The sequence below is a fragment of the Cellulomonas soli genome (assembly GCF_052036975.1).
Taxonomy (GTDB): Bacteria; Actinomycetota; Actinomycetes; order Actinomycetales; family Cellulomonadaceae; genus Cellulomonas; species Cellulomonas soli_A.
This window is the reverse complement of sequence record NZ_JBQIAR010000001.1, coordinates 379,856-402,088: the sequence shown is the minus strand read 5'-3', so window position 1 is coordinate 402,088 and position 22,233 is coordinate 379,856. Positions and strand designations below refer to the sequence as shown.

General features: G+C 74.2%; 22 protein-coding genes and 1 riboswitch. Of the genes, 10 read left to right on the top strand and 12 right to left on the bottom strand.

Annotated features, from left to right (window positions below):
• The first annotated feature begins 39 nt into the window (after positions 1 to 39).
• Genes ACTHAM_RS01895 through ACTHAM_RS01870 form a run of 6 tightly spaced genes read left to right on the top strand, consistent with a single transcriptional unit; the run spans position 40 to position 8,007 of the window.
• Positions 40 to 567 carry a hypothetical protein gene (locus ACTHAM_RS01895; RefSeq protein ID WP_440684067.1) on the top strand — a complete coding sequence of 176 codons (528 nt, stop codon included), beginning with the start codon at positions 40 to 42 and terminating at the stop codon, positions 565 to 567.
• Positions 564 to 1,103, top strand: a complete 540-nt coding sequence (locus ACTHAM_RS01890) for a hypothetical protein (protein WP_440684066.1) — start codon at positions 564 to 566, stop codon at positions 1,101 to 1,103. Before ACTHAM_RS01895 ends, ACTHAM_RS01890 begins: the two co-directional genes overlap by 4 nt.
• A complete protein-coding gene (locus ACTHAM_RS01885; RefSeq protein ID WP_440684065.1) occupies positions 1,100 to 1,768 on the top strand; it encodes a hypothetical protein in 669 nt (222 codons plus the stop codon). Before ACTHAM_RS01890 ends, ACTHAM_RS01885 begins: the two co-directional genes overlap by 4 nt.
• 1 nt (position 1,769) lies before the next feature.
• On the top strand, positions 1,770 to 6,206 hold the full coding sequence (locus ACTHAM_RS01880; protein WP_440684064.1) for an FtsK/SpoIIIE domain-containing protein: 4,437 nt from the start codon (positions 1,770 to 1,772) through the stop codon (positions 6,204 to 6,206).
• Positions 6,203 to 6,784, top strand: coding sequence for a hypothetical protein (locus tag ACTHAM_RS01875; protein WP_440684063.1), 582 nt, complete (start codon positions 6,203 to 6,205; stop codon positions 6,782 to 6,784). The genes ACTHAM_RS01880 and ACTHAM_RS01875 overlap by 4 nt, the downstream gene beginning before the upstream one ends.
• Positions 6,785 to 6,804: 20 nt before the next feature.
• Positions 6,805 to 8,007: a MalY/PatB family protein gene (locus ACTHAM_RS01870; RefSeq protein WP_440684062.1), complete on the top strand. Its 1,203-nt coding sequence runs from the start codon at positions 6,805 to 6,807 to the stop codon at positions 8,005 to 8,007.
• A 123-nt stretch (positions 8,008 to 8,130) separates the two neighbouring features.
• Here the strand turns inward: ACTHAM_RS01870 and ACTHAM_RS01865 are convergent, their stop codons facing one another.
• The 3 genes from ACTHAM_RS01865 to ACTHAM_RS01855 all read right to left on the bottom strand — a co-directional run bounded on the left by ACTHAM_RS01865 (position 8,131) and on the right by ACTHAM_RS01855 (position 10,392).
• Positions 8,131 to 8,568, bottom strand: a complete 438-nt coding sequence (locus ACTHAM_RS01865; RefSeq protein WP_440684061.1) for an Hsp20/alpha crystallin family protein — start codon at positions 8,566 to 8,568, stop codon at positions 8,131 to 8,133.
• A 157-nt stretch (positions 8,569 to 8,725) separates the two neighbouring features.
• A complete protein-coding gene (locus ACTHAM_RS01860) occupies positions 8,726 to 9,175 on the bottom strand; it encodes a (deoxy)nucleoside triphosphate pyrophosphohydrolase (protein ID WP_440684060.1) in 450 nt (149 codons plus the stop codon).
• A gap of 56 nt (positions 9,176 to 9,231) precedes the next feature.
• Positions 9,232 to 10,392, bottom strand: a complete 1,161-nt coding sequence (locus ACTHAM_RS01855) for a YeiH family protein (RefSeq protein ID WP_440684059.1) — start codon at positions 10,390 to 10,392, stop codon at positions 9,232 to 9,234.
• A 70-nt stretch (positions 10,393 to 10,462) separates the two neighbouring features.
• Here ACTHAM_RS01855 and ACTHAM_RS01850 point away from each other — a divergent pair, with 70 nt between their 5' ends.
• Positions 10,463 to 11,422: a LysR family transcriptional regulator gene (locus tag ACTHAM_RS01850; protein WP_440684058.1), complete on the top strand. Its 960-nt coding sequence runs from the start codon at positions 10,463 to 10,465 to the stop codon at positions 11,420 to 11,422.
• Between the two features lie 14 nt (positions 11,423 to 11,436).
• Here ACTHAM_RS01850 and ACTHAM_RS01845 read toward each other — a convergent pair whose 3' ends face one another.
• The 4 genes from ACTHAM_RS01845 to gcvP all read right to left on the bottom strand — a co-directional run bounded on the left by ACTHAM_RS01845 (position 11,437) and on the right by gcvP (position 16,748).
• On the bottom strand, positions 11,437 to 11,670 hold the full coding sequence (locus tag ACTHAM_RS01845; protein ID WP_440684057.1) for a LuxR C-terminal-related transcriptional regulator: 234 nt from the start codon (positions 11,668 to 11,670) through the stop codon (positions 11,437 to 11,439).
• 440 nt (positions 11,671 to 12,110) lie between these two features.
• The gene (gene gcvH / locus ACTHAM_RS01840; RefSeq protein WP_440684056.1) at positions 12,111 to 12,485 is read right to left on the bottom strand and encodes a glycine cleavage system protein GcvH; all 375 of its coding nucleotides are present in this window, start codon (positions 12,483 to 12,485) and stop codon (positions 12,111 to 12,113) included.
• A 67-nt stretch (positions 12,486 to 12,552) separates the two neighbouring features.
• A complete protein-coding gene (gene gcvT / locus ACTHAM_RS01835) occupies positions 12,553 to 13,707 on the bottom strand; it encodes a glycine cleavage system aminomethyltransferase GcvT (protein WP_440684055.1) in 1,155 nt (384 codons plus the stop codon).
• An 83-nt stretch (positions 13,708 to 13,790) separates the two neighbouring features.
• Positions 13,791 to 16,748, bottom strand: a complete 2,958-nt coding sequence (gene gcvP / locus ACTHAM_RS01830; RefSeq protein WP_440684054.1) for an aminomethyl-transferring glycine dehydrogenase — start codon at positions 16,746 to 16,748, stop codon at positions 13,791 to 13,793.
• Positions 16,749 to 16,939: 191 nt separating this feature from the next.
• A riboswitch (glycine riboswitch) is annotated at positions 16,940 to 17,041 on the bottom strand.
• A gap of 152 nt (positions 17,042 to 17,193) precedes the next feature.
• On the opposite strand from gcvP, the gene ACTHAM_RS01825 reads away from it, so the two are divergent.
• The 3 genes from ACTHAM_RS01825 to moaA are packed head-to-tail and all read left to right on the top strand — an operon-like array spanning position 17,194 to position 19,213.
• The gene (locus tag ACTHAM_RS01825) at positions 17,194 to 17,769 is read left to right on the top strand and encodes a MogA/MoaB family molybdenum cofactor biosynthesis protein (RefSeq protein ID WP_440684053.1); all 576 of its coding nucleotides are present in this window, start codon (positions 17,194 to 17,196) and stop codon (positions 17,767 to 17,769) included.
• Complete coding sequence (locus ACTHAM_RS01820; RefSeq protein WP_440684052.1) at positions 17,766 to 18,185, top strand: molybdenum cofactor biosynthesis protein MoaE; 420 nt, start codon at positions 17,766 to 17,768, stop codon at positions 18,183 to 18,185. Before ACTHAM_RS01825 ends, ACTHAM_RS01820 begins: the two co-directional genes overlap by 4 nt.
• Positions 18,182 to 19,213: a GTP 3',8-cyclase MoaA gene (gene moaA, locus ACTHAM_RS01815; protein WP_440684051.1), complete on the top strand. Its 1,032-nt coding sequence runs from the start codon at positions 18,182 to 18,184 to the stop codon at positions 19,211 to 19,213. The genes ACTHAM_RS01820 and moaA overlap by 4 nt, the downstream gene beginning before the upstream one ends.
• Positions 19,214 to 19,239: 26 nt before the next feature.
• On the opposite strand, the gene ACTHAM_RS01810 is transcribed toward moaA, so the two are convergent.
• The 5 genes from ACTHAM_RS01810 to ACTHAM_RS01790 form a co-directional block, all read right to left on the bottom strand.
• A complete protein-coding gene (locus tag ACTHAM_RS01810) occupies positions 19,240 to 19,569 on the bottom strand; it encodes a zf-TFIIB domain-containing protein (RefSeq protein ID WP_440684050.1) in 330 nt (109 codons plus the stop codon).
• A 115-nt stretch (positions 19,570 to 19,684) separates the two neighbouring features.
• Entirely contained in the window at positions 19,685 to 19,921 is a 237-nt protein-coding gene (locus tag ACTHAM_RS01805) for a MoaD/ThiS family protein (RefSeq protein ID WP_440684049.1), read from the bottom strand.
• Positions 19,918 to 20,211 (bottom strand): DUF6457 domain-containing protein, encoded by a 294-nt coding sequence (locus ACTHAM_RS01800; RefSeq protein ID WP_440684048.1) that lies wholly within the window; start codon positions 20,209 to 20,211, stop codon positions 19,918 to 19,920. Before ACTHAM_RS01800 ends, ACTHAM_RS01805 begins: the two co-directional genes overlap by 4 nt.
• A complete protein-coding gene (mobA, locus tag ACTHAM_RS01795) occupies positions 20,208 to 20,867 on the bottom strand; it encodes a molybdenum cofactor guanylyltransferase (protein ID WP_440684047.1) in 660 nt (219 codons plus the stop codon). The genes ACTHAM_RS01800 and mobA overlap by 4 nt, the downstream gene beginning before the upstream one ends.
• On the bottom strand, positions 20,864 to 22,093 hold the full coding sequence (locus ACTHAM_RS01790) for a molybdopterin molybdotransferase MoeA (protein WP_440684046.1): 1,230 nt from the start codon (positions 22,091 to 22,093) through the stop codon (positions 20,864 to 20,866). The genes mobA and ACTHAM_RS01790 overlap by 4 nt, the downstream gene beginning before the upstream one ends.
• Positions 22,094 to 22,233: the final 140 nt, after the last annotated feature.

Here is a 22,233-nt window from a genome sequence, read left to right as displayed (position 1 = left end):
GACGGACGCCGTGCGACACAACCGAACGGTGGGGGCACGATGACGCTGCGCAGCTCGGTCCTGGTACCCGACGTGCCGCCCGCACCCCAGTTCTCCGACATCTCCTCGCCGCTGGTGATCACCGTCGGAGTGATCTCCGTGCTGACTGCCGTCGTGTTCGGGGTCCACGTCATCCGGATGATCCTCAACGTGTCCCGCACACGCCGTCCGATCGCCGTCACCCTGACACTCGCCGCGATCATGCTCGTCACCGCCCTGGCCACCGCAGGCATCGACACCATCCAACGCGACGCCGAGCAGCAGGAACGCGACGAGCACTGGGAGCTAGAGCAAGCCGCTGAAGCCACGGTGATCGGCAGGCTCGAAGAGTCCTACGGCATCACCTTCACCGACTCCATGCCGATCATCCCGATCCGCGCCGCCCACGCCCCACGAGAAGAAGACGTCCGGTTGCCCGACGGGACTGAGACGACCTGCTGGATCGACATCGAAGACGATCACTACGCCCTGCTGTGCGGCGGCGACAGTCTGGAGACCTCCACCCGTCTCGACCCTGTGACGTCATGACCGGCGCCCCGCACCTGTCCGCCACGGTGCTCGTGCCGGACCTCCCACCCCCGCCAGTGACGAATGGCGAGGGAGGGCCGCTGACCTGGATCTTCGGGGCCATCGCAATCGGCTTCGCCATCGCCTTCGTCGTGCTTGTCATCCGCGTCGAGTTCGGCTGGAGCACCTCACGCCGACCGATGCGACTGGTCGCCATCCTGAGCGGCGGGGGCATGGTCTTCATCGGCGCCTCCTACATCTCCTTCCAGATCACGGTCGACGGTGAAGTGCGCGCGCGTGCCGAGAACCGAGCGCTCGAGCGAGCCGCAGAAGCCACCGCGATCACGGGCCTGGAATCGACCTACGGCATCAAGTTCACGAGTAGTTCGCCGATCATCCCGGTGCGGGCGGACGACGCCCCCTGGGAAGAACCGGTCACGCTCCCCGACGGCACCGACACGACCTGCTGGATCGACATCGAGGATGGCTACTACGTGCTTCTGAGCGGCGGCGACAGCGTCGAGACGTCCACACGACTCGAGCAGGTGAACCCGTGACCGGCCACCCGGCGGCGCGACCGGCCGGGTTCGTGACGCTGGAGCTGCCCGAGGACTGGGTGGTCGTCGAGCTGGCGGACGACGCGGAACGGGTGCGGTCCGTCGAGGCGCTCGTCGACCGGCAGCTGGGCAGGGCGGACGAGTGGGCGACGTTGCGGCGCACCCTGCGTGGGCAGCTGCTCGAGCAGACCGCGCGGGCCGCCGCGCACCGGGGGCAGCTGATGGGGGTGTCGCTGATGGAGGTCGGCGGTGTGCCGATCCCTGCGTCGGTCACGGTGCACACGCTGCCCGGGCAGGACCTGGAGGCGCTGGGGCGCACCGTGCTCGCCGAGGCGTCCGGCGCGGAGGGCCTGGCGGCGAGCGTGGACCTGACCGAGGGTGAGCTCGGTGTGATCCTGCGGCGGGTGCGGGCCGGCACCGTACGCACCGACCTGGCGGGGCTGACCGGCGAGGACGGCGGCACGGGTGGCGGCGAGGACCGCGCCCTCGAGTCGTTCGTCGTCGACTACTGGATCGAGCCGCACGGCAGCACGGACCTGGTCTACCTGGCGTTCTCGAGCCCGCTGGTGGGCGCCCGGGATGCGCTGGTGAGCTTGTTCGACGCGATCGTCGGTACGGTCCAGACCGTGAACGTGATGCACGAGCCGTCCGCCCTGGAGAACTGACATGCGCACCCGGCTCCTGCTGCGCCGCCCGGACGGCATGACCGAGGCCGTCGTCATCGAGGCCGACGCCGTGACGACCGTCGGCGACGTCGCCGACACCCTGGTGCGGGCCGACCCGCGCCTCGGTGGTCCTGTCGGCGAGGTCGAGCTGAGTGCGTGCCCGGTGGGTGCGACGCAGTTCCGGTCGCTGCCGCGTGCGATCCCGCTGCTGGACGCCGGGCTGCGGGCCGGCTCGACCGTGGCCGTGACGCGTGCCGCGCGGCGCTTCGTGGAGCCCGGTGCGGACGTGGCTGACGCGGCAGCGCGCCTGATCGTCCTGGGCGGTCCGGACGCCGGGCTGGAGGTGCTGCTGCCGGCCGGGGTGCACACCGTCGGGCGCGGTCGTGACGTCACGGTGCGTCTCGACGACCGGACCGTGTCCCAGCGACACGCCCGGCTGGTCATCACCGACGGTGTCGAGGTCGTCGACAACGGCTCCTCGAACGGGGTGCAGGTCGGCGGTGGCCTGGTGGCCCGCACGGCGCTCGGACCGGACGACGTGGTGCGGCTCGGCGACACGACGTTCCGCGTGGAGCGGCTCACGCAGGTGACGAGCACGGAGCACGGGGGCGCCGTCGTGGCGTTCAACCGGCCGCCGCTGGTGGTGCCCCGCTACGCCGAGAAGACCGTCGAGGCCCCCGCACCGCCCGAACCGGCCAAGCCGCAGCGCTTCCCGTGGCTGGCCATGCTCGCCCCGGCACTGCTGGGTGTCGGCATGTATGCCATGACCCAGAACGTGCTCACGTTGGCGTTCGTCGGCCTCAGCCCGCTGCTGATGCTCGGCTCGTGGCTCGACCGGCGCACCGGTGAGCGCCGGCGCGTGCAGAAGCAGGCCGAGAAGTTCCGCACCGACCTGACCCTGCTGGCCGAGCAGGTGCGCACCGACCACACCGACGAGGTCGCCACCCGCCTGGTCGAGCACCCCTCGACGGCCGAGGTCGTCGACGCCGCCCTCACGCTCAGCCCGTTGCTGTGGTGCCGCCGACCGGACGACGACGACTTCCTGTCGCTGCGCCTCGGCACCGGCACGGACGCGTCGCGCACCACGGTCCGACTGCCGGCACGCGGGCAGGCCGACGGGCAGATGTGGGCCGACCTGGAGGAGACCGTCACCGGCCTGCGCGACGTGCAGGGCGTCCCGCTCGTCGCCGGGCTGCGCGAGGTCGGTGGCATCGGCATCGCCGGTGCCCCGCTGGAGGCCGCCGCCGTGGCCCGCAGCCTCGTCGCCCAGCTCGTGTGCCTGCACTCCCCCGCCGAGGTCGTCGTGGCCGGTGTGGCCTCCGCGCGCAGCGCCCAGAGCTGGCGCTGGCTGACCTGGTTGCCGCACACCGCGAGCGCCCACAGCCCCCTGACCCACCACCTCGGGGACAACCCCACGACGTGCGCGGCCGTGGTCGGCCAGCTCGAGGAGCTCGTCGCGGCGCGCCGCGACCACCGGGGCGCCTCGACGCTGCCCGCGGTCGTGCTGGTCGTCGAGGACGACGCCCCCGTGGAGCGTGGCCGGCTCGTGCGGCTCGCCGAGGAGGGCCCCGAGCGCGGGGTGCACGTGATCTGGTGCGCGGCACGGCAGCCGCGACTGCCGGCGGCGTGCCGTGCGTTCCTGGTGTGCCACGACGGTGGCGTGCGCGGGGGTTCCGTGCCGGACCGGACGTGGCGTGACGTGACGGCCGAGCCGGTCGACGAGGAGACGACGGGGCGGCTCGGTCTGCACCTGACCGGGGTCGTGGACGCCGGTGCACCCGTGGAGGACGAGACCGACCTGCCGCGTGCCGTGGGTTACCTGGCCCTGGCCGGTCCGGAGGTCGCCGAGGACCCGGGTGCGGTCATCGAGCGGTGGCGTGAGACGGGGTCGATCGTGGACCGTCACGGGCCGCCGGCCCCCCGCCGCACCGACGCGACGCTGCGGGCCGTCATCGGGCAGGGCGTCGGCGGGGAGTTCGTGCTGGACCTGCGCAGCCAGGGCCCGCACGCGCTGGTCGGTGGCACCACCGGGTCGGGCAAGAGCGAGTTCCTGCAGGCGTGGGTGCTCGGCATGGCGGCCGCGCACAGCCCCGACCGGGTGACGTTCCTGTTCGTCGACTACAAGGGTGGCGCTGCGTTCGCCGACTGCGTGGGTCTGCCGCACTGCGTCGGGCTCGTCACGGACCTGTCGCCGCACCTGGTGCGTCGCGCGCTGACGTCGCTGCGCGCCGAGCTACGACACCGCGAGCAGCTGCTGCACCGCAAGAAGGCCAAGGACCTGCTGACCCTCGAGCGCAGCGGCGACCCCGAGACGCCGCCGGCGCTGGTCATCGTGGTCGACGAGTTCGCCGCGCTCGTCTCGGAGGTCCCCGAGTTCGTCGACGGCGTCGTGGACGTCGCACAGCGCGGTCGGTCGCTGGGGCTGCACCTGGTGCTGGCCACGCAGCGCCCGGCCGGTGTCATCAAGGACAACCTGCGCGCCAACACGAACCTGCGTGTGGCGCTGCGCACCGCCGACGAGCACGACTCGACCGACGTGCTGGGTTCGCCCATGTCCGCGCACTTCGACCCCGGTGTCCCGGGACGTGGTGCCGTGCGTACGGGTCCGGGGCGGATCGCGCTGTTCCAGACCGCGTACGCGGGCGGTCGGTCGGGCGCCGCGACGGCTGATGGGAACGTCGAGATCGAGTCGTTGGCGTTCGGCCCCGGCGAACGGTGGACCCTGCCCACCACCCAGGCGGACGACTCGGCCGAGGACGGGCCGACGGACATCTCGCGTGTGGTGCGGACCGTGGCGCTGGCCGCCCGCACCGCAGGGATCCGGCCGCCGCGCCGGCCGTGGCTGCCCGACCTGGCTGCCGTGTACGACCTCGCGGACCTGCCCGTCGCGGACGACACCGAGCTGCCGCTGGGTGTGGTCGACCTGCCCGAGGACCAGCGTCAGGCGCCGTTCACGTACCGCCCGGACGACGGCGCGCTCGCCCTGTTCGGCACGGGCGGTTCGGGTACCTCGACGGCGCTGCGCACGCTCGCCGTGGGTGCCGGGCAGGCGTGCGCGGCCGGGTTCCCCGTGCAGGTGTACGGCCTCGACCTGGGTGCCGGTGGCCTGGCGATGCTCGACTCGCTGCCGCACGTCGGCTCGGTCGTGGAGGGCACCGACGTGGAACGGGTGACCCGCCTGCTGCGGACGCTGCTGGCCACCGTCGAGGAGCGCTCCGCCCGGTACGCGCAGGTGCGCGCCGGCTCCATCACGCAGTACCGCACCCTGGCCGCGCAGCCGCAGGAGCCGCGGATCCTGCTGCTGCTCGACGGCCTGTCCGCGTTCCGTGACGCGTGGGAGTCGGAGCCCGGGCGTTCGGCGACGTTCGCGGCGTTCCGCCGGATCGTCAGCGAGGGTCGCCCGCTGGGCGTGCACGTGGTCATGGCGGCCGAACGCCCCGGCGCGCTGCCGACGGCGCTGGCGGGCAGCGTCCCGCGGCGGATCGTCCTGCGGCAGGCCGACGACAACGCCTACGGCGTGCTCGACGTGCCCACCGACGTGCTCTCCGCGGCCTCGCCTCCCGGACGGGCCGTGCCGGCCGGCACGTCGCACGAGCTGCAGCTCGCCGTCCCCGGTGGCACGTCGGACCCCGCCGAGCAGGGTTCCTGGATCGAGGGGCTCGCCGGGCGGCTGCGGGCGGCGGGTGTGACCGACGCCCCGGCGGTGCGGCGGCTGCCGTCGTTCGTCACCCTGTCGAGCCTGCCGGCCTCCGCCGACGGCCTGCCGGTGCTGGGCGTCGCCGACGACACGCTGGCCCCGCTGGGCTTCGAGCCGCGTGGGACGTTCCTGGTCGCCGGCCTGCCCGGCTCGGGACGCACCACGGTGCTCGCCTCGATCGCGACGTCCCTGCGGCGGTACGCACCGCAGGGACGGCTCTACTACGTGGGCAACCGGCGTTCCCCCGTGCACGCCGCACCGGTATGGACGGAGACGGCCGTGTCCGCCGAGGACGCCGCCGCGCTGGCCCGTCGTCTGCTGCCCGAGCTGGCGGAACCGGCCACGGGTGACCTCGGCATCGTGCTGGTCATCGAGTCGATCACCGACCTGCTGGGCGGACCGGCCGAGCAGGCGCTGGCCGAGGCGGTCAAGACCGCCCGTCGCAACGACCACCTGGTGGTGGCGGAGTCCGAGACGTCCACCTGGGGCTCGGCGTGGCCGCTGGTCGCCGAGGTGCGCAACGGTCGCCGTGGCCTGGTGCTGCAGCCGGACCACCTGGACGGCGACTCGCTGTTCCGCACCCCGTTCCCGCGCATGGCCCGGGCGGAGTTCCCGCCCGGACGGGGTGTGGTCGTGGAGTCCGGTCGGATCCGGCGCGTGCAGGTACCGGTCGCCGATGCGGCCGCCTGGCCGGAGCTCACCACTGCGCAGCGCGCGACGACGAACGGAGTGGGTGCATGACGCGGCAACGGTGGGGGCTGCTGCTCTCGACGCTCGGCGTGATCGCGTTGTCGGCGAACGCCTGGCGACGGCTGGCCACCTCGGACGGCGACCCGGTGCTCATCGTGCTGGTCTCGCTGCTGATCGTCGTGCTGATCGTCGCCGGGATCGTGCTGGCCGCACGCCGCGACAGCGGGCGCCGCCGCGCCGCCGCGACCGCCCGCCCCGGCTGGTCGACGCAGGCCGTGTGGTCCGAGGCCGGGCTGCGCGACGCCCTGCTCGCGCAGGGCTGGTACATCGAGCGACTGCGCCCCGGCGGCGGCACGCGCCTGACCTTGGCGTGGTCGGGCGAGGGCATCGAGCTGTGGCGCAAGGCCGACGTGCTGCTCGGCCTGTCGTGGCCCGAGATCGCCGCGATCACCCCGACGACCGGCCTGTCCGGCGGTGCCGTGCGCCCGGCCGTCGCGGTCTCGACCACGGCCGGCGCCCAGCTGGTGCTGGTGCCGACCGCCAAGCCCGACGGCGGCCTGCTGCCGGCCTCGGCCGCCGCGGTCGACGCACTGGTGCACACGCTGCGTGCCGTGCGCGACGTGAGCTGAGCCGACCGTACTGTCGGACGGTGACCCCGCCCGCCACGCCCACCCCCGGTCCGGACGCCCTTCCCGCCGCCCAGCACCTGGCCACGCCGCTCGACGCGCTCGACCTGGCCACGCTGCGCACGCGCACGTCCGTGAAGTGGCGCGAGTACCCGCCGGACGTGCTGCCCGCCTGGGTGGCCGAGATGGATGTGACCCCGCCGCAGCCGGTGGTCGACGCCGTCACCGCGGCGCTGGTGGCCGGCGACACCGGCTACCCGCACGGCACCGCGACCGCGGAGGCGTTCGCCGCGTTCGCCGCCGACCGGTGGGACTGGGCCGTCGACGTCCCCACCGTGCACCCGGTGCCCGACGTGATGATCGGCGCCACCGAGGTGCTGCGACTGCACCTGCGGCCCGGTGACACCGTGGTCATCAGCCCGCCGGTGTACCCGCCGTTCACGGCGTTCTCCCGTGCCGCCGGGTTCGAGGTCGAGACGGCGCACCTCGGACCCGACGGACGGCTCGACCCCGCGGCGCTGGACGCCGGGTTCGGGCGCGCACGCGCCGGTGGTCGCCGCGCCGCGTACCTGCTGTGCAACCCGCACAACCCGACAGGCACCGCCCCGACGCGCGAGGAGCTCACCACTCTCGGCGAGCTGGCCCGCGCGCACGGCGTGCGGATCGTGTCGGACGAGATCCACGCCCCGTTGACGCGCCCCGGCACCGCGTACGTCCCCGCGGCCACGGTCATCCCCGACGCGATCGCGCTGGTCTCGGCGTCGAAGGCGTTCAACCTCGCCGGGCTCAAGGCCGCCCTCGCGGTCCCGGGGCCCGGGGCGGTCGACGACCTGGCCCGGCTGCCGGAGACCGTCCACGACGGCGTCAGCCACCTCGCGCTCGTCGCCCAGACCGCCGCCCTGCGCCACGGCGGTCCGTGGCTCGACGCGTTGCGGGTCGGCATCGAGCGGAACAAGCACGCGTTCGCCGCCGACCTGCGCGCCCGCGTGCCCGGCGCGCGGTGGCAGCCGACCGAGGCCACCTACTTCGCGTGGGTGGACCTGGGCGACGCCGGCCTGGGTGACGACCCCGCGCACACGCTGCTGCACCGCGGCCGACTCGCCGTGAACCCCGGGCGCACGTTCGACCCGGGCAGCCCGACGCACGTCCGAGTCAACCTCGCGACGAGCTCCGCCGTGCTGCGCGAGATCGTCGACCGGATCGTGGCATCGCGCGACGCCCGCTGAGTGCGTGAGCGGCGCCGCCCAGCCCGCGAGCTGCAGCGTCGAAGTTCGCTGAGGGCGGCCTCCTGAAGGATGACGCACGACGTCCCCGGGTCGTCGCGCCCGGGGACGTCGTGGGTTGCGTCGTCAGGCCTTGGCGTGCGAGGCCTCGATCGTGGCGGCGCTCTCGCCGTGCTGCACCGAGATGCGGCGCGGCTTGGCCTCCTCGGCCACCGGGATCGTCAGCGTGAGGACGCCGTCGGTGTAGGTGGCGGCCATCGCGTCGAGCGCGAGACCGCGTCCGACGGTGAACTGGCGGGCGTACGTGCCCGAGGGGCGCTCCTTGGCGAGCCACTGGACGTCCTGCTCGGTGCGCGAGGTGCGCTGCGCGCGGATCGTCAGGGTGCGGTCCTCGACGTTCACGTCGATGGTGCCCGGGTCGACACCCGGGAGATCGACGTTGAGCACGTAGTGGTCGCCGGAGCGGAACAGGTCCATCGGCATGACGGCCGACGCGCGGTCGGATGCCAGCATCTGCCCGAACAGCCGGTCCATCTCCTGGAACGGGTCGTAACGGGTAGCCATGTGCCTCACCTCCTCGACAGCGGGCCCCGGACCTCCCGGAGCCGCGGCATGCCCGGTGGCTCGACGCCACCAGGTGGCTACGGCTCCAGTATTAGCACTCTGACCCCGAGAGTGCCAGCGCCCGGCGGCGCCGTTCTCCCACGGAGAACACGGGCGCTCAGGCGGTCCTGTCCTCGCTGCTCAGGGCCTCGCCGACGGTCGACGCGACCAGCGCCTCGACGATCCGCACGTCCGCGTCGAGCCACGGCACGTCCATCCACTGACCCGCCGGCAACCACCGCAGCTCGTCGTGCTCGACGAGCGGCTCGGGCGTGCCGCTGACCACCTCCGCGAGCCACAGCCGCATGACGTACGTCTCCGAGATGAGCCACGCACCCCCGTCGGGGCCGACGAGCTCGGAACCCAGGCCCACCCGTACGCCGAGCTCCTCGCGCAGCTCACGGTGCAGGGCCTGCTCGGGCGACTCGCCCGGGTCGACCTTGCCGCCGGGGAACTCCCACCGCCCGGCGAGGCTGGCCGGGGTCGCCCGTCGGGCAGCGAGCAGCTCACGGGGGTCGTCGAGGTCGTCGACGATCGCGGCGGCGACGACGAGCACGGGAGAGGCCATGCGGCGAGTCTGCCAGGGGCACGTGACGCGCACGTCGCGCGCGGACGTCCACCGTGTCACACGCCGCCCACCGCAAGGAGCCCGCCCAGGCTCGTGCCGACGACGAGCACGGTGGCCACCGCCCCGAGCAGCAGCGCCCGTGCACCCCCGTGCACGAGCCGACCGATGTCCACCTGCGTGCCGAGTGCCGTCAGCGATGCGGTGAGCGCGATCGTCGTGGCGACGTCGGCGGCCGCGATGACCCCCGCGGGCAGCACCCCGGTGCTGCGCACGAGCACCAGCAGCACGAACGCCACCACGAACGGGGGCACGAGTGCGGGACCCCGACCGCCCGCCACCGGGGCGGTGCGTCGACGGACCGCCCCGACACCGGCCACCAGCGGTGCGAGCAGCACCACACGAGCCAGCTTGGCCACCAACGCGATCGTCAGGGCTGCGGCCGACACCGTCGCACCGGCGGCCACGACCTGCGCGACCTCGTGCACGGACATGCCGATCCACAGCCCGGCGGTCCGGTCGGGCAGGTCGAGCACCGTGGCGAGCAGCGGGAGTGCGACGAGCGCGAGGGAGCCGTAGAGGGTCACCAGGGCGACGGCCAGGGCCACGTCGTCGTCGATCCCCGCGTCGGACCCGCTGACGTCGTCCGTGGCCTCGACCGCGGCGGCGGGGCGTCCGGGCGGACGCCGGAGCACGGTGCTCATCCCGGCCACCGCCGCGGCACCGCAGATGGAGAACCCGGTCGCGACCAGCAGACGCAGGTCGCGGGGCACGCGCAGCAGCCGTCCGGCACCGAGCGTCCCGGCGAAGGTCGTGGCAACCGTCAGCGTCAGCACCGCGAGCTGGGCGGGCCGGATCGAACCCAGGTCGGCCAGCGACAACCGCAGGCCCAGCACGGCCACCGCGATCCGCAGCAGGTAGGTCGAGCACCAGCACAGGACGACGTCGGCGGAGGGCGGGACCAGCCCGAGGGCCCGGACGGTGACGCCCAGTCCGATCGCCACGAGCAGGGTCGGCGCACCGGGCGCGACGGCACCGACCGCCCGTGCGACGATCCCGACCAGCAGCAGCACCCCGACGACGACCGCACCGACCGTGCGCCGACGTGCCGCTGCACGCGCCGGGGGGGCACCCGGCACCTGGTCCGCCGGACCGGTCACCGGCTCGGCGACGCGTGCGGCGGTCGTGGCGGTGTCGGTGGGGACGTCCGTGCTGGTCACGGACCTCAGCGTGCCTGCCGGTGCCGCGGGGCGGAACGGCGACTCTCCTGCAGGGGTCTAGCCTGAGGCTATGACCTCCGCGCTCCCAGAGCCCGCCCTCCCAGAGCCCGCCCCCGCGGAGCTCGTGGTGCCGCACCGGGCACCGCTGGGTGCGCTGCAGGTCTTCGTCGCCGTCGCGCACCACGGGTCGCTGTCCGCCGCCGCCCGCGCACTGGGCATCGCCCAGCCGTCCGCGAGCGCAGCCCTGCGCCGCCTCGAACGCAGCACGGGCGTCACGCTCGTGCTGCGGGCACCCTCGGGCACGGCGCTGACCGAGCAGGGCCGCCGGCTCCTGCCCCACGCGGCGGCAGTGCTGCGTGCGTCGGAGGCGTTCGAGGCCGCGGCGTCCGCCGAACGGACCCAGCACGCGGGCCGCATCGTGGTGGCCGCGAGCATGACGATCGCCGAGCACCTCGCGCCGGGGTGGATCGCCGCACGGGGACCGGGTCAGGCCTCCGTCGAGCTGCTGGTCGCGAACTCCCGCGACGTCGCACGGGCCGTGATCGACGGGGACGCCGAGCTCGGGTTCGTCGAAGGGCCGGACGTCGACGAGGCGCTGGCCTCGCGGGTGGTCGGCACCGACGAGCTGGTCGTCGTCGTCGCGCCCGTGCATCCCTGGGCACGACGCCGACGACCCATCAGCGCCGCCGAGCTCGCCGCGGCTCCACTGGCGCTGCGCGAGATCGGGTCCGGGACCCGCTCGACGCTCGAGCGCGCACTCACCGCAGCCGGAGCCCCCGCCCCACGCGACACCGACCAGCTGGGGTCGACGGTCGCCGTGAAGAGCCTGGTGCGCGCCGGGCGCCACGCCGCGGTGCTCTCCGGACACACGGTGCGCGACGAGATCGCGCACGGCCAGCTCGTCACCGTCGAGGTCGACGGGATCGACCTGCGGCGCGTGCTGCGCATGGTGTGGTCACGCGGCCGGCAGGCGCCGACGGCGGTCGAGGAGTTCGCGCGGGTGGCCCTGACCGGGCTCACTGCGGACTGAGTCGTGGTGAGCGATCAGCGGATGCCGTGGGCCGCGGCCCACGCGACCGCCTCGGCGCGCGTGGAGACGCCGATCTTGCGGTAGACACTGCGAACCTGGGACTTGACGGTGTTGCGCGTGACGAAGAGTCGCGTCGCGATCTCCTCGAGGGTCACGTCCTCGGTCAGCTCCGCCAGCACGACCCGTTCGCGGCGGGTCAGCCCCTCGTCGAGGGTGCGGATGGTCCTGGTCGTCTCCAACGTGCTCATGGTCTGTCCTCCGGGTGTCCTGCACGGCCGCCGAATGGATCGACGCCCGTCGTGGGATGCGTACCGGATGAGAGGGGCAGTCCAGCGAACTATGACGCGGGTTCTGCGGGTCCTTCTCGTAGCACACGGCCCTCGGGAATCGCTCCTGCCGTACGTCCCACAATGAGGGAGTTCTCACGCCGGAGATACGTGGGGGCGGTCCGCGCGGTGGCTTTCACCCGTTCGGGCGAGGGAAAGGACCTACCCGCATCACGGCGAGGTCACGGTCCGGGCTCGCCGAGGTCTCGGATGCCCCGAACGGCGGACATCTGGGCGTGTCGGATCGCCCATGACCGACAAGGGAGCGACAATCCGCCCCCTTGTCGGGTTTGTCACACCTGGACCGATGTGTCCCGTGCGCTCGCCGGGTCTCGTGCGGCCCCGGGGCCGCACCGATCCGGTCAGCCGGCGGTCTGCGCGGCGTACTGCTCGGCGGTCAGCAGAGGGCCCGTCGAGGCGACCTCGACCTTCAGCAGCCACCCGGCGCCGAACGGGTCGGAGTTGACCACCGACGGGTCGTCCACCGCGTCCTGGTTGACCTCCACCACGGTGCCCGACACGGGCGAGAACAGCTCCGAGACGGACTTGGTCGACTCGATCTCGCCGACCACCGCACCGGCGGCGATCTCGTCACCGACCGAGGGCAGCTCCAGGTAGACGATGTCGCCGAGCGCGTCGGCCGCGACCGCCGTGATGCCGATGGTCGACGGGCTGCCGTCCTTCAGCCACTCGTGCTCGACGGTGTAGTGCAGGTCGGCGGGCAGGTCGGTGCTCATGGGCGCTCCTCGGTGGTGTGCTGGGCGGGTCGAACGGGTCTGTCGGGGCGGACGGCGTGCGGCGGTGTCACCGGGCACGACGGTAGAAGGGAAGTGCCACGACGCGCACCGGCTCACGCCGACCGCGCACGTCGACCGCGAGCTCGGTGCCCTCGGCCGACACCTCCGGGGTCACGTAGGCCATCGCGATCGGGTGGCCGAGCGTGGGTGACGGCGCACCGGAGGTGACCGTGCCGACCGTGGGGGCGTCCGCCGCGGTCGAGGCGACGACCTCGTACCCGTGGCGCGCCGCGCGGCGGCCGAGTCCCATCAGCCCGACCAGCGTGCGCGCACCCGGGGCGTGCGCACGCGACTCGAGCGCGTCCCGGCCGACGAACGGCAGGGGCGACCCGTCGGCGGCGACCTTGTCGAGCTTGACGACGCGACCCAGGCCGGCGTCGTGCGGGGTGGTCGTGCGGTCCAGCTCGTTGCCGTACAGCGGCATGCCGGCCTCGAGCCGCAGGCTGTCGCGGGCCGACAGACCCGCAGGGACCAGGCCGAGCGGCGTCCCCGCAGCCAGCAGTGCGCGCCACAGGGCCGGGGCCTGCGCCGCAGGCACGAACAGCTCGAAGCCGTCCTCGCCCGTGTACCCGGTGCGGGCCACCAGCGCCGCACGGCCGTCGACGGTCGCCTCCGCGGCGGCGTAGTACGGCATGGACCGGACGGTCTCGACATCGTCCGCGGCGGTCAGACCGGTGAGGATCTGCTCGGCGCGCGGGCCCTGCACGGCGATCAGCGCCGTGGTGAGCGACTCGTCGGCGAGCGTCGCGTCGAACCCGGCGAGCCGCTCGCGGAGGGCGTCACGGACCACGTGCACGTTCGACGCGTTGGCCACGATCAGGAACGTCTCGGGGCCACGGCGGTAGACGACCAGGTCGTCGATGACGCCCCCGTCCTCGGCGCAGATCATCGTGTAGCGGGCCCGGCCGACGGTCACCGCCGACAGGTTGCCGACCAGGGCGGCGTCCAGACCGGCGGCGGCCTGCGGTCCGGTGATCCACAGCTCGCCCATGTGCGACAGGTCGAACAACCCCGCGGCCGTGCGGACAGCCTGGTGCTCGGCGATGTCCGAGGAGTAGCGCAGCGGCATCTGCCAGCCGGCGAACGAGGTCAGGGCGGCACCCAGCGCGACGTGCTCGTCGTGCAACGGGGACAGGACGTCCTGCTCGGGGGTGTGCGTCATGGTGGTCTCCTCGACTGCGGCGGCGGGATCGGTGCGGGCGGGGTCTGCGGGGCCTGCGGAGTCGGGCTGGCCGGGGTGGCCGGTCACTCGGCGTACGCCTCGACGGGTGGGCACGAGCAGACCAGGTGCCGGTCGCCGCGGGCGCCGTCGATGCGGCGCACCGGCGGCCAGTACTTGCCGGCCCGCAGCTCGGGCACGGGGAACGCCGCGAGCTCGCGCGGGTACGGGTGCTCCCAGGTGTCGGCCGTGACCGAGGCGGTGGTGTGCGGGGCGTGCCGCAGCGGCGAGTCCTCGACGGCCCAGCGGCCCGCGGCGACGTCGTCGATCTCGGCACGGATGGCCAGCATCGCCTGGACGAACCGGTCCAGCTCGGCCAGGTCCTCCGACTCGGTGGGCTCGACCATGAGCGTGCCCGCCACGGGGAACGACAGCGTGGGCGCGTGGAACCCGTAGTCCATGAGTCGCTTGGCGACGTCCTCGGCGGTGACACCGGTCTGCTTGGTGATCTCGCGCAGGTCGAGGATGCACTCGTGGGCGACGAGCCCGCCGGGGCCGGTGTAGAGCACCGGGTAGGCGTCGCGCAGGCGCGTGGCCAGGTAGTTCGCGGCCAGCACGGCGACCTCGGTGGCGCGACGCAGGCCGTCGCCACCCATCAGGGCCACGTACGCCCACGAGATCGGCAGGATGCCGGCCGAACCCCACGGCGCCGCGGAGACGGGCGCGACGACGCCCGCGCCCGGCGTGCCCTGCCCGTTCAGCGGCGTGGGGTTGCCGGGCAGGTACGGGGCCAGGTGCGCGGCGACCGCGACCGGGCCGACACCGGGTCCGCCGCCGCCGTGCGGGATGCAGAACGTCTTGTGCAGGTTGAGGTGGCTGACGTCACCACCGATCTCGCCCGGCCGGGCCAGGCCGACGAGCGCGTTGAGGTTCGCGCCGTCGATGTACACCTGACCACCCACCTCGTGTACAAGGTCGGCGACCGTGCGGACACCCTCCTCGTAGACACCGTGCGTGGAGGGGTACGTGATCATGATCGCGGCCACCTGCGAACCGTGCTGCGCGAGCTTGGCCCGCAGGTCGTCGAGGTCCACCGAACCATCCGTGGCCGTCGCCACGACCACGACGCGCATGCCGGCCAACGCCGCCGACGCCGCGTTCGTGCCGTGCGCGGACGCCGGGATCAGGCACACGTCACGCACCGGGTCGCCGTCCGTGTGCCGGGCCGCGTGGTAGCCGCGGATCGCCAGCAGACCGGCCAGCTCACCCTGGGACCCGGCGTTCGGCTGCACCGACACCGCGGCGTAGCCGGTGATCTCCGCCAGCCAGTCCTGCAGCTGCGTGACCAGCTCGGCGTACCCGACCGTCTGGTCCGCCGGGGCGTACGGGTGGATCGAGGCGAACTCCGGCCAGGAGATCGGCTCCATCTCGGCCGTCGCGTTCAGCTTCATCGTGCACGAGCCCAACGGGATCATCGTGCGGTCCAGCGCCAGGTCCTTGTCGGACAGGCGGCGCAGGTAGCGCAGCATCGCCGTCTCGGAGCGGTGCAGGTGGAACACCGGGTGCGTCAGGTACGGGGTCGACCTCGTGGCCCAGGCCGGCAGCGGCGTGCCGCTCCCGGCGGCGAACGAGAACCAGCGCACCTCCTCCGCCTCGGGGTCGGCGTCCGTGGCTCGCGCCTCGACGAACGCCGACAGGACGGCCGTCACGTCGTCCGGGCCCGTCGTCTCGTCGCACGCGATCTGCACGTGGTCGTCGTCCGGGGCCCACAGGTTCAGCCCGTGCCGGGAAGCCGCCGCGACCACCGCGCGGGCCAGCCCCGGCACGTGCGCCCGCACGGTGTCGAAGTAGACCTCGTGCTCGATCGGCACACCCTGCTCACCCAGCACGGCGGCGACCGCCCCCGCGAACCCGTGCACGCGCTCCGCGATCGCCCGCAGCCCGTCGGGCCCGTGGTAGACCGCGTACATCGACGCCACGATCGCCAGCAGCGCCTGCGCCGTGCAGATGTTGCTCGTCGCCTTCTCGCGACGGATGTGCTGCTCACGCGTCTGCAGCGCCAGCCGGTAGGCCGCGGCACCGTCGGCGTCGATCGACACCCCGACGAGCCGACCCGGCAGCATGCGCTCCAGGCCCGGGCGCACGGCCATGAACGCCGCGTGCGGGCCGCCGCCGAACAGCGGCACACCGAACCGCTGCGCCGAGCCGACCGACACGTCCGCGCCGAGCTCGCCCGGTGTCCGCAGCAGGGTCAGGGCGAGCAGGTCCGCCGCGATCGTCACCAGCGCGCCGCGCTCCTTGGCCGCCGCGACCAGCGGGGCCAGGTCACGCACGACGCCGGACGCCCCGACCTGCTGCAGCACGACGCCGACCAGCGCGCCCTCGACCTCGGGCAGGCCGTCCGTGAGGTCCGCGACCACGACCGGCAGCCCGATCGCCTCGGCGCGGCCGAGCGTGACCTCGCGCGACTGGCCGAACAGCTCGGCGTCGAGCACCACCGTGCCGGCCTTCGCCTTCGACGCGCGCCACATGAGCGCCACGGCCTCCGCGACGGCCGTCGCCTCGTCCAGCAGGGACGCGTTCGCGATCTCCAGGCCGGTCAGATCCGCGACCATGGTCTGGAAGTTCAGCAGCGCCTCGAGCCGGCCCTGCGAGATCTCCGGCTGGTACGGCGTGTACGCGGTGTACCAGGCGGGCGACTCGAGCACGTTGCGGCGGATCACCGCGGGCGTCACCGTGTCGGAGTAGCCCTGGCCGATCATCGAGGTCATCACGCGGTTGCGGCCCGCGATCGCCCGCAGGTCAGCCAGCACCTGCTCCTCGGAACGGGCCGGGGGCAGGTCGAGCGGGCGGTCCGTGCGGATGGCCGCCGGGACGGCGGCGTCGACCAGCGCGTCGAGGCTGTCGTAGCCGACGACGGCGAGCATGCGGTCCGTCTCGGTGCCCCGCGGACCGATGTGCCGGTCGGAGAAGTCGACGGCAGCGGGCGACACGGCCGCGGGGTGCGCGGCGGGCGCAGGGGTGGTCAGGTCGAGCTCGGTCACGGGCTGCTCCACAGGGGTTCGCCCGGCGGACGCCGGGACGGCAAGGTGGGCTCCCCGCTCTGTCATCCGCGCGCCCGGGGGTACGCGACCTGAGAGTTTTGCCGGTCCGCCGTGGCCTGTGGGCCCGGGGCGCGCCGACTTGCACCGTCGGTGGGTCGGGCCCGGAGGGCACGACCGCTTTCCAGAGTTGCCTCGCCGTGGCGGTACAGGGGGCCTGAGAGATTCCCGGGGAGGGTTGCTCCTTCGGCGTCCCGACCGGCCGTGGCCGTCGGGAGCTCTCCCGCCATGGTTCGAGCAGCGTGTTGAGTTGTGGCGCCAGGGTACCCCCCGGTCCGGTGCGCCAGCGGGTGGTCCCAGGAGGAACCGGCCCGGGGCGGCGGGGACCGTGGCAAATCCACGGCGGTCCACCGCGACCGGCGTGGACGCGCCTGGTTACCCTGACCGGATGACGCCCCCCGCGCCCGGGACGCACCACTCGACCCCCCAGCCGTCCGCTGAGCCGGCTGGCGGCGACGAGTCGGCGCACGTGACCGCTGCGGTGCGGCCCACGGCGTTCGTGCTCGTCGCCTCGGACCGCTGCGCGTCGGGTGAGCGGGTGGACACCTCGGGCCCCGCCGCGGCCGCACGCCTCACGGCCGCCGGGTACGACGTGATCGACGTGCTGGTGGTCCCGGACGGCGCACTCTCCGTGGAAAACGGGCTGCGACAGGCTCTCGTCGCAGGCGCCCGCCTGGTCGTCACCTCCGGCGGCACAGGGGTCGGTCCGCGTGACCGGACCCCCGAAGGCACCCGGCCGGTGCTCGCGCTCGAGCTGCCCGGGATTCCGGAGCTGCTGCGCCGCGAGGGAGCGCGCACGGTGCCGACCGCTGCCCTCTCGCGCGGCCTGGCGGGCGTCACGTCCGAGGGGGCCGTGGTGGTCAACCTGCCGGGCTCGCCGGGCGGGGTGGTCGACGGGCTCGACGTGCTGCTGCCCCTGCTGGACCACCTGCTCGACCAGGTGCACGGGGGTGACCACGGATGACGGTGCTGGCCCGGGTGTCCGACACCCCCCTCGACCTGGGGTTTCACGTGGAACATCTGGCCGGGCCGACCGTGGGCGCCGTGGCCACGTTCCTCGGCGTCGTCCGTGACCACGACCCGTCCGTCGTCGGGGAGGTCGTCGCACTGGAGTACAGCGCGCACCCGGACGCCCCCGCCGTGCTCGACCGGATCGCGCACGAGACCGCGCGGCGCGACGGGGTCCTGGGTGTGGCGGTGAGCCATCGGATCGGCCACCTGGGCGTGGGCGAACCGGCCCTCGTCGCGGTCGTCACCTCCGCCCACCGGGCCGAGGCGTTCGACGCGTGCCGCGTGCTGGTCGAGACGGTCAAGGCCGAGCTGCCCGTGTGGAAGCGCGAGATCCTGGCCGACGGCTCACACGTGTGGGTGGGGCTGTGACGAGGCCGCACGGGCACACGCCCGGGGCGCTCGTCGACCGGTTCGGGCGGGTGCACCGCGACCTGCGGATCTCGCTGACGGACCGTTGCTCGCTGCGCTGCACGTACTGCATGCCCGCCGAGGGCGTGCCGTGGCTCGCGCGCGACACCATGCTCAGCACCGAGGAGATCGTCCGGGTCGCCCGCGTCGGCGTCGAGCTGGGCATCACCGAGATCCGGCTCACCGGTGGCGAACCGCTGCTGCGCACCGACGTGGTCGACGTCGTCCGCCGGCTCACCGCCCTGACGGGCCCCGAGGGCAGCCCCGAGGTGTCGCTGACCACCAACGCGCTGCGCCTGCCCGGCCTCGCCGCACCCCTGCGGGACGCCGGGCTGGAACGCGTCAACATCAGCCTCGACACGCTCGACCGCGCCCGGTTCCAGCAGCTCACCCGCCGCGACCGGCTCGTCGAGACCCTCGCCGGGGTCGCCGCCGCCGAAGCCGCCGGCCTGTCGCCGATCAAGATCAACGCCGTGGCCATGCGCGGCGTCAACGACGACGAGGTCGTCGCGCTCACCCGCTGGGCCGTCGACCGCGGGTACCAGATGCGGTTCATCGAGCAGATGCCGCTCGACGGCGGGCACACCTGGGACCGCGTCACCATGGTCACCCAGGCGGAGATCCTCGAACGCCTGACCTCGGCGTTCACGCTCACCGAGGTGCCCGGACGCGGCGCCGCACCGGCCGAGCTCTGGTACGTCGACGGCGGGCCGGCGACCGTCGGCGTCATCGCCTCGGTGTCCGCACCGTTCTGCGGTGCGTGCGACCGGCTGCGCCTCACCGCCGACGGGCAGCTGCGCGCCTGCCTGTTCTCGCAGACGGAGACCGACGTGCGAGCGCTCGTCCGGACCGACGGACCCGCCGCCGACGTCGACGCCCTGCTCGGCGACGCCTACCGGCGGTGCCTGGCCGGCAAGAAGGCCGGTCACGACATCGACGACCCGACCTTCCTGCAGCCGAACCGACCGATGAGCGCGATCGGCGGCTGAGCGCCCGCCGCCGAGCGCGACCAGCGTCAGAAGTCGAACAGGTCCTCGAGCCAGGACTCGCGCTTCTTCTTCCGCCGAGGGTCGTAGCCGCGGGAGTCGTGGGCGGCGCGGTCGTCGTACCCGCGGCGGTCGTCCCTGCGGTCGTCACGTCGAGGGTCGTAGCCGCCCGGGGCGGGCTGCCCGTAACCGGGAACCGGGGCAGGCGGAGCGGCTGCCGCTCCACCGCCGGACCGCTCGAGGATCTTGTCGAGCTCGCCGCGGTCCAGCCACACGCCGCGGCACACCGGGCAGTAGTCGATCTCGACACCCTGGCGGTCGGCCATCACCAGCCGGGCCTGATCCACCGGACACAGCATGGGCGCACCTCCGTCGTCGCGATGACCTCCATCGCCTCTGGCGGGTCAACGCCCGAGCGGCCGGATCGGTGCCCGGGCCCGCGGAACCCCCTCCGGCAGCCTGCAGGGCGGGGCGTCAGCCGCCTGCGAACGGGGGCAGGACGTCCAGCGTGGCACCCGCCGGCACCGGTTCGGCACCCTCGACGCGCACACCGTCGGCCAGCAGTGCGCACCGGCCCAGCACGCGCCCCAGCTCGGCGCCGTGCCGTGCGACGAGGTCGTCGAGCACCCCGGCCAGCGGGCCAGCGGGCACCTGCTCCTGCTCGACGCCCGCCGCCTCGGCTGCGGCGGCGAAGTACCGGACCGTGATCACGGCGTCGGCGACCCGGTGTCGTCGGCGGCCCACGACGCGGCGGCCGCACGCACCCGGGCCAGCACGTCCGCGACGGCCGCCTCGTCGCCGCCGGCGGCCCCCACGGCGATGCCCGCGACGAACAACGACAAGGGTGCGGCCGGCCGCGCGACCTGATGCGCGACGTCGCCGGCGACGTCCAGCACCTCGGCGACGTCCACCACGGCAGGGTCCACCCCGAGCGCCTCGGCGAGTGCGGCGGTCCAGACGTGCAGGTCGGCGCCCGGTGCGCGCCTCGGGTCCTCGCTCATGATCGCTCCTCGTCGTCGGGCGTCGGTCGGTGTCCCGACCGGTCGATCGTGCCATCGTCGGCTCCGGCACCGCGCAGCAGGGCGTCCAGCCGGTGGACGTCGTCCCAGGTGTCCGCGTCCGCGGCGCCGTGCGGGTCGACGAGGTCGACCAGCCGCAGGCCCCCGAGCAGGATGCGCACCGGCAGGCCTCGGACGCCCTCCGGCCCCCCGTGCCGGCGCACGGCGTCGTCGAGCGCACGGCGGCGGTAGACGGCCAGGAGGTGCTGGGGCCGCCCGTCCTGGTCGGTCACCCGGGCACCGTCGACTCCCGGCTCAGCCCCACCCACCGCCGCGAGCAGCGCCGGGACCACCTGGGCGGCGAGCGGCACGTCGCAGGCGAGCACGAGGACCAGCCCGGCCGGGTCGGACCCCAGGGCGTCCAGCCCGGCGGCGATCCCCGCGCACGGACCCCCGTCGGGCGGGTCCTCGAGCACCGTGACCACGCCGGGGCGCACCAGGTGCTCCGGGGCCACGAGCACCACGCGGCGCGCACCAACCGTCGCCTCGAGCACGTGGTCGACGAGCGCGCGACCCCCGACCGGGATCTCGGGCTTCGACGCCCCGCCCAGCCGTCGGGCGCGGCCTCCTGCGAGGACGACCGCGTCGAAGTCGGTCATGCGCGCAGCCGCATCACCGTCAGCCGGTCGCCCGGTTCCACCTCGTCCACCTCGGCCGGGACCAGGGCCAGTCCGTCGGCCAGCGCGAGGCGCGCCACCAGGTGCGACCCGGACCCGCCCGGGGTGGCCCGGCGCACGCGCGGCTGCTCGCCGGTGCCGAACCGGACGGGCATCACCTGCGCGCGGCCAGGCGGAGTCCGCCAGCCGTCCTCGACCACGGCCGTCACCGTCGGCCGGTGCACGTCGGCCAGGCCCCGCAAGCGCAGCACCGCGGGCCGCACGAACAGCTCGAAGGACACGAACGAGCTCACCGGGTTGCCGGGCAGCGCGCACAGCGGGGTCCCGCCCCGCAGGCGACCCAGCCCTTGCGGTTTGCCAGGCTGCACGGCCACGGGCACGAACTCGACGTCGGGCTCGTCACGCAGCGCCGCCTTGACCACGTCGAACGCGCCGACGCTCACACCACCCGAGGTGACGACCAGGTCGACCGGGCCGTGCAGGGCGCCGTCGTCGAGCCCGTGCAGCAGGGCGAGCAGGGCCTGCGGGTCGTCGCTCGTGGGGCCGAGGCGCAGCGCCTCTCCCCCGGCCTCCTGCACGGCGGCGGCCAGCAGCCACGAGTTCGAGTCGGGCAGCGTCCCGTACCGGACGGGTTCACCGGGCGCGACGAGCTCGTCACCGGTCGACACCACCGCGACACGCGGTCGACGGTGCACCGGCACCCGCGAGCGCCCGACCGACGCGACGGCCGCGACCTGCGCCGGCCCGAGCAGCGTGCCCGCGGCGACCACCAGGTCGCCCGCCGCGGCGTCGCCCCCGGCGTGCCGCACGTGCCGCCCGGCGGGGGGTGCGTCGTCGATGCGGACGCGGACCGTCCCGGCGTCGGTCAGCTCGACGGGCACGATCGTGTCCGCACCGTCGGGCACGGGCGCGCCCGTCATGATCCGGGCGGCGTTCCCCGGGGCCAGGAACGGCCGTTCGGCCGTGCCGGCGGGAAGGTCGGCGACCACGGGCAGCACCACGGGGGTGGCCGCCGTCGCACTGGCGATGTCGGCGTGCCGCACCGCGTACCCGTCCATCGCCGAGTTGTCCCAGCGCGGCATCGGCGTGTCGGTGACGACGTCCTGCGCGAGCACCGCACCCAGGGCGTCGGCCAGCCCGACCTCGACGACCGGCAGCGGTGCGACGAGCGCGAGCGTCGCGTCCCGGTGCTCGATCCATGTGCGCACGTCGGTCGCCTCCTCCTCGTCGCTGCCGCGATCCTGTCACGCCGCCCGCTCGGGGCGTGGGGTGGACCGGCCGTCGACAAGGCGCCCGATCGCCTGCGGGGGGTGAGCGCGGCGCCCTATGGTGAGCGGACCGCGGGTCG